The 18810-nt window shown below is 39.6% G+C and carries 16 protein-coding genes; 12 read left to right on the top strand and 4 right to left on the bottom strand.

The annotated features are described in order from the left end of the window. The first annotated feature begins 779 nt into the window (after positions 1-779). The 11 genes from KTO63_RS11160 (at position 780) to KTO63_RS11110 (ending at position 11320) form a co-directional block, all read left to right on the top strand. Positions 780-1598 carry a hypothetical protein gene (locus KTO63_RS11160; RefSeq protein WP_217791369.1) on the top strand — a complete coding sequence of 273 codons (819 nt, stop codon included), beginning with the start codon at positions 780-782 and terminating at the stop codon, positions 1596-1598. Positions 1599-1640: 42 nt separating this feature from the next. Next, on the top strand, positions 1641-2087 hold the full coding sequence (locus KTO63_RS11155; RefSeq protein WP_217791368.1) for a hypothetical protein: 447 nt from the start codon (positions 1641-1643) through the stop codon (positions 2085-2087). 32 nt (positions 2088-2119) lie between these two features. Beyond that, entirely contained in the window at positions 2120-2599 is a 480-nt protein-coding gene (locus KTO63_RS11150; RefSeq protein ID WP_217791367.1) for a hypothetical protein, read from the top strand. 385 nt (positions 2600-2984) lie between these two features. Next, the gene (locus KTO63_RS11145) at positions 2985-3332 is read left to right on the top strand and encodes a hypothetical protein (RefSeq protein WP_217791366.1); all 348 of its coding nucleotides are present in this window, start codon (positions 2985-2987) and stop codon (positions 3330-3332) included. A gap of 54 nt (positions 3333-3386) precedes the next feature. After that, positions 3387-4277 carry an AAA family ATPase gene (locus KTO63_RS11140; protein WP_217791365.1) on the top strand — a complete coding sequence of 297 codons (891 nt, stop codon included), beginning with the start codon at positions 3387-3389 and terminating at the stop codon, positions 4275-4277. Next, positions 4261-5244 (top strand): DUF3871 family protein, encoded by a 984-nt coding sequence (locus tag KTO63_RS11135; protein WP_217791364.1) that lies wholly within the window; start codon positions 4261-4263, stop codon positions 5242-5244. The genes KTO63_RS11140 and KTO63_RS11135 overlap by 17 nt, the downstream gene beginning before the upstream one ends. A gap of 372 nt (positions 5245-5616) precedes the next feature. Then, on the top strand, positions 5617-6444 hold the full coding sequence (locus KTO63_RS11130) for a hypothetical protein (RefSeq protein ID WP_217791363.1): 828 nt from the start codon (positions 5617-5619) through the stop codon (positions 6442-6444). After that, positions 6444-9569 (top strand): DEAD/DEAH box helicase, encoded by a 3126-nt coding sequence (locus KTO63_RS11125; protein ID WP_217791362.1) that lies wholly within the window; start codon positions 6444-6446, stop codon positions 9567-9569. The genes KTO63_RS11130 and KTO63_RS11125 overlap by 1 nt, the downstream gene beginning before the upstream one ends. A 463-nt stretch (positions 9570-10032) precedes the next feature. Continuing rightward, a complete protein-coding gene (locus KTO63_RS11120) occupies positions 10033-10353 on the top strand; it encodes an ArsR/SmtB family transcription factor (protein WP_217791361.1) in 321 nt (106 codons plus the stop codon). Next, positions 10350-10847, top strand: a complete 498-nt coding sequence (locus KTO63_RS11115) for an SRPBCC family protein (protein ID WP_217791360.1) — start codon at positions 10350-10352, stop codon at positions 10845-10847. The genes KTO63_RS11120 and KTO63_RS11115 overlap by 4 nt, the downstream gene beginning before the upstream one ends. Positions 10848-10978: 131 nt before the next feature. Beyond that, entirely contained in the window at positions 10979-11320 is a 342-nt protein-coding gene (locus KTO63_RS11110; RefSeq protein ID WP_217791359.1) for a HopJ type III effector protein, read from the top strand. A 147-nt stretch (positions 11321-11467) separates the two neighbouring features. Here KTO63_RS11110 and KTO63_RS11105 read toward each other — a convergent pair whose 3' ends face one another. After that, on the bottom strand, positions 11468-13273 hold the full coding sequence (locus KTO63_RS11105; RefSeq protein ID WP_217791358.1) for a hypothetical protein: 1806 nt from the start codon (positions 13271-13273) through the stop codon (positions 11468-11470). Positions 13274-13591: 318 nt separating this feature from the next. Then, on the bottom strand, positions 13592-14896 hold the full coding sequence (locus tag KTO63_RS11100; protein ID WP_217791357.1) for a c-type cytochrome: 1305 nt from the start codon (positions 14894-14896) through the stop codon (positions 13592-13594). 446 nt (positions 14897-15342) lie between these two features. Here KTO63_RS11100 and KTO63_RS11095 point away from each other — a divergent pair, with 446 nt between their 5' ends. Then, the gene (locus KTO63_RS11095) at positions 15343-15741 is read left to right on the top strand and encodes a hypothetical protein (RefSeq protein ID WP_217791356.1); all 399 of its coding nucleotides are present in this window, start codon (positions 15343-15345) and stop codon (positions 15739-15741) included. Between the two features lie 111 nt (positions 15742-15852). Here the strand turns inward: KTO63_RS11095 and KTO63_RS11090 are convergent, their stop codons facing one another. Beyond that, positions 15853-16875, bottom strand: a complete 1023-nt coding sequence (locus tag KTO63_RS11090; protein WP_217791355.1) for a PorP/SprF family type IX secretion system membrane protein — start codon at positions 16873-16875, stop codon at positions 15853-15855. Between the two features lie 59 nt (positions 16876-16934). Continuing rightward, a partial coding sequence (locus tag KTO63_RS11085) for an OmpA family protein (protein ID WP_217791354.1) occupies positions 16935-18810 on the bottom strand: 1876 nt, incomplete at its 5' end.

Below are 18810 nucleotides of genomic sequence, written 5' to 3'. Positions count from 1 at the left end.
CGAAAAGAACGATATACTTACTGTTTCTATCTTACTTTATGCGCGTTGCGACGACGAACAGTAGCTTCAGTTGGTTGCGCGTTAGCGTCCACGAAGGTACGAAAAAGTTAGCAATTTTCCAAATATTTAATGGTTTTCAGTTACCTATAATACAGAAATTGTTTTAAAGTAATTTATCCGCATTAGAATATCTTATAATGATTGTTGATTACCCTACCAACTCATTTCATTACGCAACGGGAATTTGAAATTGAGACGACCTCGTGAACGATACTTAAACCGTTAGATAAACTAAAGAAGGGATATCCTTATTTATGAAGAGATGTTCGAGCTCCTACAACTTGCTGAATAACGTATACGAATATAAGCAATTTTGATCAATTTTCCAAATCAACCACAGCAAACCGAAGGCCCAGAAAGGATTTGCGAGAATATTCGTTTATCTATGTGTGTTATTACAAACAATTCAACCTACCAGTAGAACATCATTCTCTTGTCTTGACGAAATACAATAATTCACAATCAGAATCGTTACTTTCGAGCATCAAAAACAACTTTAGCGAAATAACAAACGACATATAAGATAGTACTAGCAAACGCTATACATTCCTTGTCTTCGAAATCTGGAAAATTAACAAGACCAACGAGGGAAGTAGAGCAGGTGCTCAGGTTATGCCTGAGCCTTGTTTCTCTTCGTTGGTGGGCTTTTCCAGAGCCTCGAAGACGGGAGATTCTAAGGTCTCGGGCTTTTTTATTTGTATAAACTAAACTCTAATCGTATGAACACAAAAAGGAGGCTTCTTATCACTCTTTGCGCACTTTGTCTACTCTCCTGTAAGAAGGATGAAACACAATCTTCATCGAAGAGGCTTCATTTAACCAAAGTCACAACCAACTATTTTGGAAACTTCTCTGACTCGTCAACATATTACAGTGTCCAATATGAACACGATAGGATTTCAGGATTTATAGGTAAATGGTCAGATGAATATGCACTTAAATATAAAGACGTTGATCAAAATGGCAACCCTCATCAACTCTTAAGAACGCATACAAGTAATATCCAAACTTTAGACAGTTGTGCTTATGACGACTCAAATCATAATCTCGTTTGGACAAGCACATACACAAATCCTTTAACCACCACGAATATTACAAGTGCCGTAATCAATGGAAGTACGAAAACTGTAGACTATATAAGCTACAACAGGGTAACGAGCCGTATTGTGGCGACGCTTGACGATGACGGAGATGTAATCTATTTAACATATCATCAGGTTTCTAACGATGTAGAGCTTAATAATGGCTGTTTGATTAATGTAACGTACAGCTCGAAACCCAACAAATTCAAAGAAATCTACAAGGACTTTCAATTGGTTGACCCATTCTGCTATTCGAATTCCTTTGACGCCAAAATTGGATGGGGATATCCTATAAACCTATATTATAGCAGCAAATGCCTGTCTACACTTAAAGTAACCTCCTTGCCAAGCGGAGTAAGCATGACACATAATATTAGTTATGAATATAATGCAGAGGGCTACATTACCAAGGTCTTTGTAGATAAAACACCGTTTATGAGTTACGACTATAAATAATTCAGATACCAGTAAACATAGTTACACAACAATAAATACACAATGAAAAAATCACTTCAAGTTTGTCTTTTATTATTAATTGCAGTTAGTTTCCAGCATTGCACCCCGTCATCTCAAACGAAAAAGCCCATTGGGACTGCTTCTAAGATTCGTCCAATTAAAAACACTTACTCATTAACAACCGAAAACGGAATTGTCCTATCTGTTGACATTGAGTATAGTCTGTCTGAACAAGGCTATATGAATAATGGGTGTAGAGCTCAATATATTGTAACCAATATTGGGAAAACAGCATTCTATTACCAAGAACAGAAAAAGCATCGGATTGTCTTTGAGTTTTTAACAAGTGATGGAAAGGTTATTGAGCAGAGCCAATTATTTCCGATAAATATTCAACCTAAAAACTCTTCGCCAGCACAAACTATAACCACCAATGTCGGAGTGAATAGATTCTGCATGGGAGTTAAGGCAGTCAGATTTGAAGAGTAATAATAAACCAATCATCTAAGCCAAAAATCATTATGAAAACAATCTCTTTAAAAGACTCAAATATCATTAACACAGTAGTAATAATGGCAATAGCTGTCATTATAATATTCAGTAGTTGTAGCAAGAACAACTCAGCCACGTCCGATCAAAATACTCCGAACAACCTCGTTGGCACTTATTTGGGTAATCCTACATCGACTATCACATTGGCAGATGGCAGTACAACAAACTTTAACTACACCAATAGAACTATAACAATTAGCAAAGGCTCAACTTCATCTAAAGTTATCGTAAACTCTGACATCATTCTAACACAAATTGCGAACACAACTAAAGACGGCTTTGAAATTCCAGAAACGCTTGCAGCCTCAGTTAACGACATGACAACGAAAGAAAGCGCAACGGGTGTTCTTGCTGGCAATAAACTAACAGTTCATTTTGTTCAAAAGATATATTTAAAAAACGTGCTAAATCATACCGGCACTTGGGATTGCGTTATGATTAAACAGTAAATCTTTCTGCCGTCCATTTAACCTTCTCTTAATAAGCATTTTCGACATTTAAGAATATTCGGAAATGCTTATTTTAATAATTGAAATAACCTCAAAAGGTTATTGTCCCGTAACTGAAATACCTATCTACGTTTAATTCATCTCAAGCTTATAGAAGCCCTGCCATTTCTATGGATATTTTCCTAATTGGATAACTTGTTGGTGAAGGTCTTTTCCTGTGGTTAATACTATAGCATTTCCTACCCAAAACAATATATGTGTAACACACACAGTACTCAGGACTGACAGCTCCCCCTCTTACTTCGACGCCGCCTATCACTCCCATACCTCCGAATAAATCAAAAACCGATACGGCAGGCTATTAAATCATTTTAAAAATCTATTTATGGTTACTATCACTAACTACAGCGTTCGTCAAAACTCCGAAGGAAAATCCTTTGTCTCATTAGAATTAACAGGTGACATAGAATTAATACAGTCGAGTATTACAGGGCGATTCTATGCAACAGCTAAGAAGTGTCAAATTCCTTCAACATTCCCTGAAGAAGTTGCCAAAACAATTATTGGAAAGCAAATGCCTGGGCGGATAGAAAGAGTAGAGTGCGAACCTTACGAATATACCGTAAAAGAAACAGGAGAGGTTAAGCTACTGACTCACTCATACACTTATGTCCCAGATGACAACCCTATAAACACAGAACAAAAATCATTCAGTAAAACTTCAACTATTTAAGCATTAAGGGGGCGCAAGCCTCCTTTTTCAATTTATTCATTCAATACTAACAATATGAAACTTGAATTATCTCAACGCAAACAAGCCAAGATGAAGCTAGGTCTTCAGGGCTGCTCAGGAAGCGGCAAAACAATGGGAGCACTACTAATTGCTCATGGTCTTTGCGGGAATTGGAATAAAATAGCTGTCATTGATACTGAAAACTATTCCGCTTCCCTATATTCTCATTTGGGTTCATTCTCTGTAGTCAACATTGGCGCACCATATTCTCCTGAAAAATATATTGAGGCTATCCATTTGTGTGAGGAAGCCGGTATGGAAGTCATTATAATCGACAGCATATCACACGAGTGGGAAGGAGCTGGGGGTGCCTTAAGTATTCATTCCGGAATGTCTGGCAACTCATTTACCAATTGGGGCAAAATAACGCCAAGGCATAACGCTTTTGTGCAAGCAATTTTGCAGAGTGGCGCTCACATAATAGGAACGATCCGCAGTAAACAGGAATATGTTCTCCATGAAAAGAATGGAAAACAAGTTCCTGAGAAGGTAGGTCTAAAAGGAATAACAAGAGAAGGGATGGATTACGAGTTTACTATTGTTTTGGATATTGATATTAGACATAACGTTGTCGCATCCAAAGACAGAACAGGTCTTTTTATGGACAAGCCAGAGTTTAAAATCAGCCAGCAAACGGGTAAGCTCATTGTAGAGTGGTGCGATTATGGTGTCAATTTGACGAATCAAGATGCCGATGATTTCGCAAACCGGATTGATTGCTGCAATAGCATCGCAGAACTTGGACGACTATACATTTTGCATCCTCAACACCAGCAGACATATTTTAATCACTTTGCAAGACGAAAGAAAGAATTGCAACCATCATCTCCTATTCCTACAACGAATTATTCAAATCAAAACATTTCAAATGGAGCAATTATTTAATCACGAAGAGCTGGGCATTATTGAGCAGCCATATCTTGAAGTCGAATCAACCAATAAGCCATTTATTCAGGCTAATACAATGGAAAGTTCATTGAGGGAAATCAAAAGGAATCATGTCATACCGGTTTTCATAAAGGATAATGAACCTGTTATTTCCCATGCAGATTTTATCGAAAGTATGATGGAAGTTGCTGCAAGCATTTATCCGGCTGAGCGTCTTTTAGAGCCGTCCATTAGATTGTCGCACCCAATTAAAGGAAGGGTTCCGGAGGCAAAGTTTAAGCAAGCCAGCGAGCTCCTAGAGCACGAAAAGACACTTTATTTTGAAAGGATGGCATTCGTTGTAGAGATACCTACAATATTTGACGAAATAGATGGAAATCAACTGTCATTAACGGTCGGTGGTGTTAAGTCTTACAGTCTTGACAATCTGTACAACAAGAAAGGTGCGGACGAACACTTCAAAGTGTTTATTGGATTCCAAAACAAGGTTTGCACTAATCTTTGCGTTTGGACTGATGGCTTTCAAAGCGATTTACGGGTAAAAAGCATTGGGCAATTAAAAGCCTGTATAAGAACGCTGTTTGACAACTACAATGCCAGCTATCATATTCACGCCTTACGTTGTTTGACAAATTACAGCCTGACCGAACATCAATTTGCCACACTAATAGGAAGAAGCAGAATGTACAATCATTTGCCCAACCCTATCAAAAACGATATTACACCTTTGCTACTTAGTGATACACAATTAAACGTTGTAGTAAAGGACTATTACAATGATAATTCGTTTTGCAAATCATTAGATGGTAATATCAATCTATGGCGGCTGTATAACCTATTTACAGGAACGAACAAATCCAGCTACATCGATACATTCCTTGACCGATCAGTAAACACGTTCAGCTTTGTCGAGCAGTTGAAAACTGCGCTGGATAAAAAAGAAACAAATTGGTTTTTACACTAAAAGGGCTGGCACTAAGCCAGCCTCTTCTTTCGTATGAAAAAAAGATTATCTCCAAAGTATTGTGATTCCAACAGCATTTTGCTTATTAACAGCACGGGGAAATTAAGGAAATTATACTGCCCGTTTAGAGTTCGTTGCAAAAGGCAAGCTGGTAGTTTAAAAGACGGAATGTGGGTATGGGTAGACCAAGTATCTCAGACCAATCAGGACGACCTAACATATTATATTCTGGGAAAAAACTATAACTATTCTCATTTTGAAATACAGGTATCGTTTTAAATAAAGTTGTTTTAATTACCTTTCCGTAATTTATTGTAAATTCATATATTGTCAATTCTTAACCCTTTTTGATATAAACCGCTCCTAAACCGTATGCAGCATCAATTTACCCGAAAAGACATCATTGTCAATGATGGATTCATTAATGACTGTGCGCAAATGTATGTCTCACAAAGAACCCAATGCGTTACAGCTATCAGCAATATGTCAACCTTTTTATTTACGACTACTGGATTTAATACAGAGGATTTAAGAAAAATAATAGTTAGAAATGTAATTGCAGAAGATGCGCAGAGAGATGGCGGGACAAATCCAGCTATTTTAAATGACATCTATAGAAGTGATTTAGGCGAATTATTAATGACAAAATACTTTGAACATGATATCGAAGACGAAAAGAAGTTTATTATTCCATTGAAAAATATAACGTTTAGAGAATTAAGCCACCTACCGGGAAGAGGGTTAGACGCGATAGGATATAGAGTTGAAGGGGTTACAATTCATTTGTTATTAGGCGAAGCTAAAGTATCCTCTTCATCTCAAAGCCCACCCTCAGTTGTAGATAGATCCGAAGATTCAATGTTTAAAACCCAACTCAATAGAGTATCCGATAAAAAAGCTATCGTTCAGAAACTAAGCGACTATGCTAGACGGCTTAACTCAAACGATGCCATGATAATGGCGCTTGCAATTTTAAGCATTGAAAAAGATTTAAATAATCACACCATTAATTTTGGATGCACTTTGATACGAGACTACGTATGTGTAAATGAAACCAATGATTATGGCAAGTTGAAAACAGATGTTTCACAATTTGGTAATCATTCAGTTTTATTTGCATTAATTTCATTCACAGGAAAAACTATCGCGGAAACAGTTGATTTATTTTATTCAAAAGTGAAAGAACTAGCAGTAGCATAATGAAGGACTTCCTAAACCTTATATTATCTGAGGAAAGTATTCAAACTATCATAAGAGATAGTGAGGATCGGGTCTTGTTATCACAATTTAATGCAATTACGTTAGACCTAACTGATGTCCAAGAACGAATTCGTTTAGCTTTCTTGTTCCTCAATGCTATATACAGTGAAGAGAGATTAAACCTTGAAATCAACGATCTTCTTTCAAATACATATAGCATATTAAAAAGTATAAATATAAATTCAACAGAAGACAAATCTGCTTTCGAAAGCATAATTGGCGTTAAGGATTTAAGGCCTGAAACTTTATATTACTTTCTTCTCTCATCCATTGCATTAAAGGCAGATAAATCAATTAGCATTCGCTTAGATTTAACGTCCTTTAACTTGAGCACTCTCGATGCCAATGTTAACTGGAAAATTAAAGTTCTAAATAAGACTTTAGAAGCGTTTATTTTACTCGTTAGAAAGTCGAATGGATTCGATGACATAAGAGAATCAATAGCTATTATACATGATCTTCAAAAAAGCCAAGAGAGATTCGAAAAACAATATTTAGATAAAATAGACATCAGAGATGAGGTCAATGAGGCTTTAGAACTTTTAGGATTTTATCATCTCTCAAAAACGATTGTTGAAACTGCAACTTATTTAATAGAAGGATACTCTTACAAAGAAAGGCTAGAAAATGTAATACGCACTCATATTGAGGCGGCGATAAAGTTCTTTGTGTCTGAACCCAGATATCAGAGTGTTGCAACAATACTAAAGGAAAATCTAATTTTAATTCAGAAAAATTCAATTTGGTCTAAGACTAATTTCAATGACACAGTGAAGAGGCTTTGTAAATTAAAAAGTGACAATGGAATGATTGACCTTCTACCGTCTCAAAGAGACGCTTTGGGAAGTAACCTTCTTGACGTTGCATCAAATGTTACAGTCCTCCAAATGCCCACTAGTGCTGGAAAAACTCTCCTTGCAGAATTTAATATTTTAGTTACAAAGGCTTTAAAGCAAGATGCAAAGATTGTATATATAGTTCCATCGAGGGCATTAGTAAATCAAGTATTCTTCGATTTAAAGAATGATTTAGGGGGGTTGGGTTTGACTGTAGAAAAAACGTCTTCAGCTATCGAAATTGATCCTGGTGAAAACACTTTATTAGAGGATAACATAGATATCCTCGTCTCTACACCGGAAAAGCTAGATTTGCTAATCAGAAGAAATCATAGTTCAGTTGCTGATGTTTCTCTTTTTATTGTCGACGAAGCACACACAATACAAAACGGCCAACGAGGAGCGAAGTTAGAACTGTTATTGTCTATATTGAAAAGGGAGCGTCCTTTTGCAAAGTTTATGCTATTATCACCATTTATAGGTAGCTCTGCAACAGTTTTAGGCGAGTGGCTTGGAGGGGGCAACTCTATTTCAATCGATTGGCGACCATCAGAAAAGTTGATAATTGGGTTAAAACCAAGTAGAGGAAGACTTAGTCAGGGTATGTTTGATTATACAATATTACCCTCTCCGTATAGTAGTCACACGAGAGAGTTTAGTTTTGAAGTCATTAATAATCATGATTTAATTTCTACCGCTAGTCAAACAAAGAACAGAATATTTGAATACACGGCTAAACAGTTCTCAGAAAAGAACAAAACCATATTATTTCTTTGTAGAGGAAAGGGTACTGCCGACGCTAGGGCAGACTTGCTATATGATATCCTTCCAAATGAGGAGCCAAATGAAGAGTTGGAGTTGGTTATCAAATATATAATCGATGAGGTTGGCAGAGAAACCGTTCTTTCAAAAGTATTATCCAAGAGAATTGCGGTACATCACGCCGGATTATCAGATGAATCAAAGATTTTAGTTGAATATTTGATTAGGAAGGGACTTATCAAATATGTTTGCTCAACCACTACAGTTGCTGAAGGCGTTAACTTTCCTGTTTCTACAGTTTTCTTCGATTCATATCGCAAGGGCGACGACCCCATTGATGAAAACGACTTCTGGAATATTGCTGGAAGAGCCGGCAGAACACTTGTAGATAATTACGGCAAAATCATTTTGCCATTTACAAGCCCAACTAATATAAACACAGCACGAAGCCTGCTTAATAGGTCGTCTTACGAGCTAGTAAGTGTTCTATCTGAGTTGTTTTCAAATGCCGATATTATCTTGGATAAACTACAAAGGGCTAATTTCAGCTTGGGGAACTTGCTAAATGACTTTGGAGATTCTTTGTTCCCCTTAATACAATACTTCGTTCACCTAATTACTGTAAGTGGAAATGAAAACTATGCAGTACAAATTGAAGATCTATTTAAGGATACCCTTGAATATCACATCCTTGACACCAAAGAAAAGAAAGACAAGTTTATAAATATATGCAGAGAGTTATATAACCATATCGAAATTAGATATGCAAAAAGCAAGAATGTCTTGTCCTTCGCTGATAAAACCGGATTTTCTGTTCCATCAGTAATATCTGTAATGAGCGAAAAATCTAAAAGTTCAAGCATTTCAAATATCAAAAGTTGGGAACCAAATGAGCTTTTTAATTCAGCCAATATCAATAACCTAACTGAAAAAGTAAGGGTCATTGCCGCACTAAGAGAAACCAGAATGGGGTCAGACTCAAATCAAGCTCCGTTTGAACCTGCACACATTGCCAATATTCTTGTTGGATGGGTAAAAGGTGCTAAGTTCGACGCCTTATCAAAGATTCATCCAACTTATTCTAATGTGCAGGATCCAAATAAAAGAATAAACGAATTTATCACTAAAATGAACGACATTAGATTTAAAGCATCTTGGGGGTTAAGTGCCTTGGAGGGCATTGTCAAAGGTAACCAAGAAGACATTAATGACTCGTTTATACCATCCCTTGTCTACTATGGAGTAGATAATGAACAAGCCTTGGCCTTAAGAATGGTAGGCTTACCACGTCCTTTAGCTTTTTCAATGGCACAAATAATCGATCAAAACATTAAAACCTATAGTTTTTCACAAATTAGAACGAAAATATCTTCCCTTACTACTGAAGAATGGAACACTATGAAACCTCGCAACAGTTCTTTAAGCGGAAGCGAATGGAGGAAAATCTCTAAAATATTAATAACATAAACAAAGGTTACTAAAAAGGTGGAAAATATGAACTTAACTTCTCAAACCCGCACTGCTGTTAATCAGAGGGTCGTTGGTTCAAGTCCAACAGGGGGAGCGAAAAGAAAAAGGGTTTCAAGAAATTGAAACCCTTTTTTCATTTTATCACCCCGGCGCAATTCCATCATACTCATAATTATTTGAAGCGAATTTTTCGCATATACATAAACGTTACATCCTTAACTTTTTTTAATTCAAGTAGCTGTTTTTTCGGCCCGATTAATTTATTGGCATACCGAAGCAACTCCAGGTTTGATTTTAAAATGCTTGTATTACAGCTTCATCAAAGGGGAACAAATAACCAACATTTAGCAGGTCGCCTAGGCAAGCTTTTCTGTTTTTGGACAGCAAAATAAAAAAATTTGCGCAGCCGATCGGTTGCACGTATATTTGCAACCGAATGGCTTCATAATTATTTTTATTCATGAGACGTGACATTTTTCAAGCAATTGCAGACCCCACCCGACGAGCGATCCTCGTTCTGCTTGCTGTGCAGGCAATGACCCCCAATGCCATTGCAGAGCATTTTGACATCAGAAGGCAGTCAATATCCAAACATTTGCGCATCCTATCCGAATGCGACCTCCTGGCTCCAAGGCAAGAAGGCAGGGAGATCTTCTATGAACTGAAAATCGATAAAATGAAAGAGATCGATATCTGGCTCGATCAGTTCAGGAAGATTATGGAAGAAAGTTTCAAACAACTCGATGAAGTATTGTTCACCATAAAAAATAAGAAAAAATGAACTTACTATTTGATTTTACCGTTGACAAAGCAGCGAAAACGGTATTTATAACGAGAGAATTTGACGCTGACCAATCGCTGGTATGGGACGCATTTACCAAAGCGGAAATCCTTGACCAATGGGTAGCACCTAAACCTTTTATTTCAAAAACAAAGTTTATGGACTTCAAGGTGGGCGGAAGAAGATTTTACGCAATGGTAAGCCCGGAAGGACAAGAGCGTTGGGCAATTCAGAAATACATTTCAATTAGCCCAAAAACCAATTTCAAAATGTTTAATGCCTTTGCGGACAAAGATGAAAATCCTGAATTACCGGGTTCTGATTGGGATTACACTTTTAGCGAACAGAACGGAAAGACAACAGTTCGTATTACTATTTATAATGAATCTCTTGCCCGTATGGAGAAGATGATTGAAATGGGCTTTAAAGAAGGATTCTCTGTGAGCATGAGCAACCTTGAAAATCTTTTGACGACTTTATCGAAGCGAGCCTGATGTGGAGTCGAAGACGCAAAAGTCAAAATTAAAAAATCAAAAAATGTTAGGGTGTTCAACCTTTTGACTTTTTAATTTTGACTTTTTATTTACCTAGCTTGCAAACTAATTTAACTACATAACATCACAGCATGACAGAGCAATTAACTACGCTAATTAAAAACTTAAAAGACAATAAAGTTTCCTTCAAAGAGGTGCTTGAGTTTATAGAATCTTATTATCAACATACTCCTACTGCTTTTAAAAATGGCGATGCCCATAATGAAGCAACGCAAAACCAAGGCAGCGCAAAAGTGTTTGCATTTGCACAATTAAATAATCTTAGCAAAGAAGATACACTGTACTTGTTTGCAGAACATTACCTGTCTGTTTTAAACAATTTGAATGGCACCGATCACCAAAACATCAGGCAGTTTATGCTGAATGGTTGGAATGGAGTGAAGTTCGAAGGAGAATGTTTGCTGGCAAAATAAAGGGCAATTCCCGAGCTTTTACCACTAAGGCACTAAGAACATTAAATTTCACTAAGAGAGATCTAATTTGAAGTTATCCTTAGTGAGGCTTAGTGTTCTTAGTGCCTTAGTGTTGAGTCTTTGAGTCTCCAGGGGTTCGCTATTTCATCATACCGGTATTGTAACTCCGGTTTCTATTTCTGCTAACAGCGCCTTGCTCTCTTTGAGTTGCACTAACAGCTTTTTCTTGGCCGTTGCAAAATGTATTGAAGTTGTAAACAAATTTTCATAATAAGCAATCCCTGCTTCGAGATTGGTTTTATAAGCCTTCCATTTTTTTATCTGCAATTCTGTAGTGCTCTTTAGCGACGATGCCATTTCTTTTTTCAAATTATCAATGTACATCTTAAGCTCTTTCAAAAACATATGTGGTCTGTCTGCATCGGGCAAAACATTTTCATTGCCGTAAATATGTTTTGTCATTGCACTTAAAGAAACTTCTTTGTCGAAATAGGCAAGGTTGGGGCCGGGGCAAATGACTACGCCTTGTTGCTGCCCTTTTACCGGCACGTCATTTTCCATGTATGCCGAATTAGCAAGGCCCACACAAAGACAGGATTTTTCTGTAATGGCGGTCTTTCTTTCTTCGTACTCCGGCACAGAAATATCTCCACTCACTGCATTCAGTTCTGCTAATTTTATATCCTGGTATTTTTTTGATGCGGTGCAAACACCCTGCTTGTCGTACTCTTTGCTAAGGGCCAAATGTTTTTTGGGGCATGAGCTGCCTGCCACCTGCGCATCTATCCTTACTTGTTTCCAATGATCATTACTAGTCCCTTTTACGGTGTTGAACGGAACACCCAACGGAGAAATATTGCTGAGGTAAAAATCTTCTTCCTTTGCTTTTGCCAACAACATCCTGGTTGACGCATCTACAGTAGTTGCTTCAGGGACCAACAAAAAAGGGGATCCCCAACCAACAGAATCCAATTGATAATGATCCAGTAAAAAACCATGTTCTTCTGCTGTACCTACGCCGCCCTGCGCGGTGACTTTTATGCTTAACGGTGCAGCTGGAACTGTAATATTTTTATCATTCCATGCTTTTACAATCAGTTCGTGCATGGTTTGTATCAATTGCGATTTCTTTTCTTTAAATTCCTCCAACACCGGCCCCATCAAAAAGCCATCTGTTGCAAATGCGTGCCCACCACAGTTAAGGCCAGATTCAATGCGAAACTCAGAAACCCAAATTCCTTTCTTTGCTAAAAAGCTACCCTGAACCATTGCCGATCTGTAGTCGCTTACTTTTATGATGATCTTCTTTTTTATTTGCCCGAGTGCATCAGGATAGAAGTCTGTGAAATTTTCCATGTAACTGTACAAGCGAGGATTCATGCCTGCAGAAAGCACTACCGATGAATTGAGTGTGCTATTGGCAAACCCGCGCAATGCTGCATGTGCATCGTTGTACATGATTGGCAATTGCTCATCTTTTTCAAAGTTGTCCTTATCCAGCTTGGTCATGATGTTTACGTCGATCTTGCCGGGACAAAGATTTTCTTCGATATAGTTTTTGATGCTTTCGGTTCCCTCGTCTATAAAGCGTTGAATATTCTTTTTAAACTCAGAAGCATTGGGCAGTGTGGAAATGTATTTTTCCAACTCCGCTTTGCTGTTGATGATCTCCGATTTAAATGCATTGAACTTGCTTGTTACAATCTCATCCATCATGTTGAGATACGCGGTAATTCTGCTTGCCCTGTAATCTCTAATTTTCTTCGTGATCTCATTATAAGGCAATGTGAATTTTTGGCTATAGAAAGCACGCATTTTTTCAATCAACTCGTCGTCCACAATAGACACCACCGATGAAATACCAAGCGCAGCCACTTTGATCGGGCTATCTATGGTAAACGCCAAACCCATTACAGGGATGTGAAATGTGTGCATCTGATTTTTATCAGTCATAACTTCAAGATTAGGAAATTGAATATTTGAATGGCAATCATCGAATAGGGGGCGAATTAACGAGTAAGTGTGGAGAAGTTTTATGAGCAAGGTCATAGGAAAGCGAGGGGCACGCAAAGCGGCGAAGATTTTACACGTCCTTTAACTACTATTCAGGCAGTGTATGCGATGTTGAGAACAGCTTTAACAAGTTAAAATAAGGGCGCAGATACGCAACGCTCATGGCTATGCCGCATATCTGCGCCAGCTTGTTTTTTTGCCGCTGTTGGTCTCATACGCACGCTGAGCGATGTCCTGCCGAACATCCCGAACAGGGCTCTAATTTGTTCTTAAAAGCGTATCGGTTGTGAGATCATACATTATTAAGGCGGTGGCTTTGCCGGAGTTATTTTTTACAAACTTTACAGCGGAGGGAAACGAGTCTGCCTTAAACTTATCGTCGGCAATTGGGATCAGCTCCATGGCTGGAGATCCTTCAAGTTCTTTAACGCTTATCCATAGCTTTTTGTCTTTTGTGGAGATGATCATTGTTGCGTCGTGTTTTGGATCGTCGTAACTACCAACATAGCGGGGATATAAATTTGCATTGAAAGCAACTGGAACAAGTGGCTTTCTTTTATTCTGATCGCCGTAGCCGTGCTTTTCTCCACATATCGGGCAAAGGGTTGGTTTCAGTCCGTTTGCTATACGATGTTCCACCGGTGTTAGCGTTTTCAGTGCGGCCAGAATTGCTTTAAGGTCACTGTCGGAGATATTGCCAAACTCCCGCCACGGCATAGAATGGTGAAGTATGCCGCCTTTTCCTTTTCTCATTATCCGTATAAATGTTTCATCGTCCCACGCACCAATACCTGTTATATCCGGAGAAATATTTGCGCTTACAATTACAGAATCGGTATCGTCGTTAGCTATGACATTTCCACCGCCAAAAAAACCAGGGTTGCGTTTGTACCATGCCGTATGACAACCTTCGCATTCACCAATGGTAACGAGGTAACGGCCCTTGGCAAGCACTGTTGATGTGTCGGGTTGAGGCACTGATTTCACGTTGGTATCGCGTGGTTCATTCTGCAATGCCTTTTCTTCCTGAACGGACAACAAACGCGGTGGAATTGTATTTTTTATGGCGGGAATGGAGCGCAGGTAAACCACAACAGAGGCGAGATCTTCATTAGACAAATCTGTATAGATCCACCACGGCATTGCTATAAGTGCACGTCCATCATGACCAATGCCATTTCTTAAAGCTCTTGCAAACATGTCGTCTGTCCAGTTGCCTGCACCGGTTTCTTTATCGGGAGAAATGTTGGGCGCGTAGAGGTGAGTGCTGTCGGTTTTAAAAAGAAGCCGGCCGCTACCGAGTCTATCTTCCATTGGCGGCCAGCCGGCTTTTGTTGTATCTGCTTCGGCATGGCAATGAAAACATCTTAGTACGCCGTTGACAAGGTATTTTCCGCGTTGCATTCTTTCTGCTGAATAATCAAAATGAATATTGGTTAATGGTCTTGCATATTTTGAAACAAGTACATGACTTTCTGTGTGATGTCCGTTTGCCTGCTTGCAGGTAATAAAAATGCACGCAGCAATAACCACTACCAACAATGCAATAGTTTGCTTAAGCATATAAGGGGTTTTATAGTTGTCGAATACATGAACAGCATTCATCCACTATTTCAAACACACATTAAATAACCTTTTTGGGAATCAGAAGGAAGTAACGAGGCGCATTGCGCTTTTATAATTAGAGGTATATCAAAGTAAGCAAATAGATTCGTTTTCGCAAGGTGGTTGAAAGCTATGGCACAGATACGCCACGCGCATAGCTAAGCTGCATATCGGCGCCAGCTCGTTTATTTGGCAATTTTTGTTGGTCGGGAATTTTGAGGATGGGGGAAACATGAGAATAAGGGGCAGATATAGAGACCTATACCGACATGCCAACAACATCGACTCAGGAACACTAACAATGAAAGAAAGCATGATGTCTGGTTGTAATAGTCTCCAGAAATAGCGCGGCAATTGTTCAAAATAATTATCTTTAGAAAGTCATTTTGAACAAAAACGAACCCATGAAAAAAATACCTATTCTAGCATTACCGCTTCTTTTGCTTTTCGCTTGCAACAAGGAAATTAACAACACTACCACAAACAACGATCACAGCTATGACTCAGCCAAACTGATAAATAAAAGCTGGTATTGGGGCGGCAAGTTAGACCCGCAGTTGGTCACTCTCATTTTAAAACCCAAGGATACGGCTTTCCTAATTCATTGTTACTGGATAGTGCCCCCTTACAAATATTTCACCGACACGTTAAAATGGAACACCGTAGGAAAAGATTCATTGAGTTTGGATGGGCACCATTTTAGGGTATACTCTGTCAATGATTCAGTCCTTGTAACAAGCAATTGGGTAGTTGGCGGGCCAGGCATTAGCGACACTACAAAACAAACATTCACAACATACTAACTCAAGTTATTTTCTGATACAGACAAACCAAAAGGCTTCGACAAGCTCAGCCTGACAGTGCAGTCAGCGTGAGTTTATCGAAGCCTTTTTAAAATCTTATCAGACTATCTCCTACCACACATTCTTCGGACAGCTATCGTCATACTTGTTGCCCAACAGGAAGCCGATGATGATTTCGTGTGAGCCTTTGCTTACTGTGCTGAGGCCGGATGTGGTGTGATCGTATGAGTAACCAACGTTGAAGAAGTTAGAGACATTGATGCCCACCATTCCCGCATAGCCATCGCCGTTTCTATAGCTGGCGCCGATCCATGCACGATCCTGGTATTGCAGTTTGGCATTTACATCAAACTGCACTGGAGATGGTTTTACATACTTCACCATTATAGACGGGATCAGGTTGAAATCTTCGCCGATGAGGAAGCGGTAACCTGCTGTCGCAAAAATATGCGGCACCGATTTACCTGTTTCTTTCCTGATCACATTGTCGGAGAAAGTAAGGTCCTGCGGAATGATCTGCTGTGCAGACAAACCAACAAAATATTCTCCTGAATACAAATACAAACCTGCGCTGAAATCTGGTTTGATGCTGTTGATGTTGCCTCCGTTTGCTACTGCAGGATCTATTTGTGTGTTGCCAAAATCAAGCATTGATGTGTTCAATCTTGTGTTGGTAACACCTGCCGCGAAACCCGCCGCCAGGCTTGTTCTTGGACTTAATCCTATGTGGTAGGCGTAAGTGGCCATGGCAGAAAAACGATTGATGGGACCTGCTTTGTCATTCACTACCTGCAAGCCAACGCCGTGGTGCGGCTCAGCAGCGGTGTAGTTTTGCCAATAGGCGGTTCCTCTTGGATTTTCGCCCGGCACGTCAAATGAAGTAGCCGTTGTGCGGTAATCTTTTTTGTTGATAGGGCCCTGAATGGTGAAATAGGTGGTAACAGGCGCACCGTCTACGCCAACCCACTGGCGCCTGTGGCTCAGTTTTACATCGGTATAATTTTCAATTCCCGTTAAGGCCGGATTGATAATGTACTGGTTTAGGATGTACTGTGTATACTGAGGTTTTTGCTGGGCAGTTACGTTCAACGCCGCCGCTACGCCAAGTACACACAATGTCATAAGCTTCTTCATCACTATAGTCTGGTTTAATTTAGAAAGTCTTGTTTTTACTGCCCGCAATTTTTGTTCACCTATTTGCCCAAAATTTTAAATTCTGTTCTTCTGTTTTTCGTTCTGCCTTCTTCTGTATCATTAGTATCGACAGGCATTGTATCAGCATAACCTTTGTATTGCAAACGTTTTGCGTCGATGCCTTTAGACACTAAATAATCCACTACGTTCTTTGCACGTGCAGTAGAGAGTTTTTGGTTAAGTTCTTTAGTTCCGGTGTTGTCTGTATGTCCGCTGATTTCCACTGTTACCGTAGGATTGCTTGCCATCATCGCTGCAAGCTGGTCAAGCGCAGGTTTTGATTCGTCAAGTATCACCGACTTATTGATAGCATAATACATATTTTCTACGACAACTGGCTCATTTACGGCAGGAATTTTTGCAAGACAAATGGCAGGAGCATTCAACTCGTCCAAGTCCTCATCTTGTGGGGCATTTACACTTAATGAATTATTTTGATATCCTTCACTGTTCGCGTTTACTTTCACTGGTTGGTACTCATCCATAGTGAAGCTATAGCTACCATCTGCTCCTGTTGAAAGATCGGCTATCACTTTGTTGTCTGCCAATACCTGTACTTTAGCACCTGCCAGTGGTGTGTTGCCATCACAGGCAATTACTTTACCGGCGATCTTTTTAGCAGGCATTTGTTTTTGCAAGCTAAACATGTCAAGGCAACATTCAGATGCCCTGTCGGAGCTGAACACAACATCAGACAACATGTTTTTTGTTGTGCCCTTGCTGGCAAAATAAATATCGTCTTTCTCTGAGTTTACAGGATAGCCAAGGTTTTTAACTGCACCCCAAGTGCCAGCAATGCTGCCTTTTGTTTGGTACAAATCAAAGCCGCCCATGCCTACTCTGCCGTTGCTCGCAAACACGAATGTTTGAGAAGCAGCGTGATAGTATGGTGCCTGCTCGTCTGCAGGCGTATTGATGGCAGCCCCCATGTTTACTGGCTCGCCCACTTTACCGTCAGCGATTGGTGCAAACCAAATGTCAAAGCCACCTTGTCCGCCAGCGCGGTCGCTGGAAAATAAAAGGTACTTACCGTCTGCTGTTACAAATGGTTGTTGGTTGTTGCCGCCTACTGCATTAATGGCTTCCAGTGCCGTTGGTTCGCTCCAGCTGCCAGCCTCTGTTTTGGTTGTTTGATACAAAGAAGCGGTTTTCTTGCCTTCTTTGCTCATCGTCCATCTTGTCAGGTAGATCGTTTTGCCATCAGGGGTAATTGCTGCAACACCTTGGTGCGTTCCCTCCGGTTGTGCAATGTCGATCTTGCTTACTGTTGCCGCGTCGCTGTTTCCTGTTGCTTCATACAAGTGGTTGATGTAGGCAGATTTATTGTCGCCTTCAATTCTTGTAGAAGTAAAGATCATGGTATTGTTGCCTGTGAGCACAGGTGCGTAGTTGGCGCCGGGTGTGTTCACATTTACCGTGTCTTGTTTTTTTACCGTGTACAGCGACAAGTCTTTTTTGTGCAACTGCTGTTGGATAAACTGAAGGTTTTCAATTTCTCTTTTGGCAGCTTTGGTATAAGCGTCTTCTGTTTTGTAAGCACTCAGAAAATCGGTGAATGCTTTTTGGGCGTCTTCGTATTTGCCAAGGCTTCTCAGGGTTACGGCATATTGGTACTTAGCCAGTGGGTATTGCTCTGCACTGTAGCCGGATGCTTCCTGGTAGAAGTTCTCTGCTTTGGCATAGTTGTTTAGCTGGCGGTAGCTTTCTGCTGCGCCGTACACGGCCTGCTGGTGGGTATCGCCGCCGGCTGCTTTTGTGCCTGTTTTGCCTTGGGTGTTGCCGGCATACGGGTCGTAGGTAGCTGTCTTACTTTTGGCGCCGATGCCAAGGTACATTTCATAGTACTTTGCTGCTGACGCGTAGTCTGATTTTTTA

It is taken from the genome of Pinibacter aurantiacus (genome assembly GCF_019130065.1).
Lineage (GTDB): Bacteria > Bacteroidota > Bacteroidia > Chitinophagales > Chitinophagaceae > Pinibacter > Pinibacter aurantiacus.
Note: the sequence above shows the minus strand (reverse complement) of the source record. Positions and strands in the feature narration are given on the sequence as shown.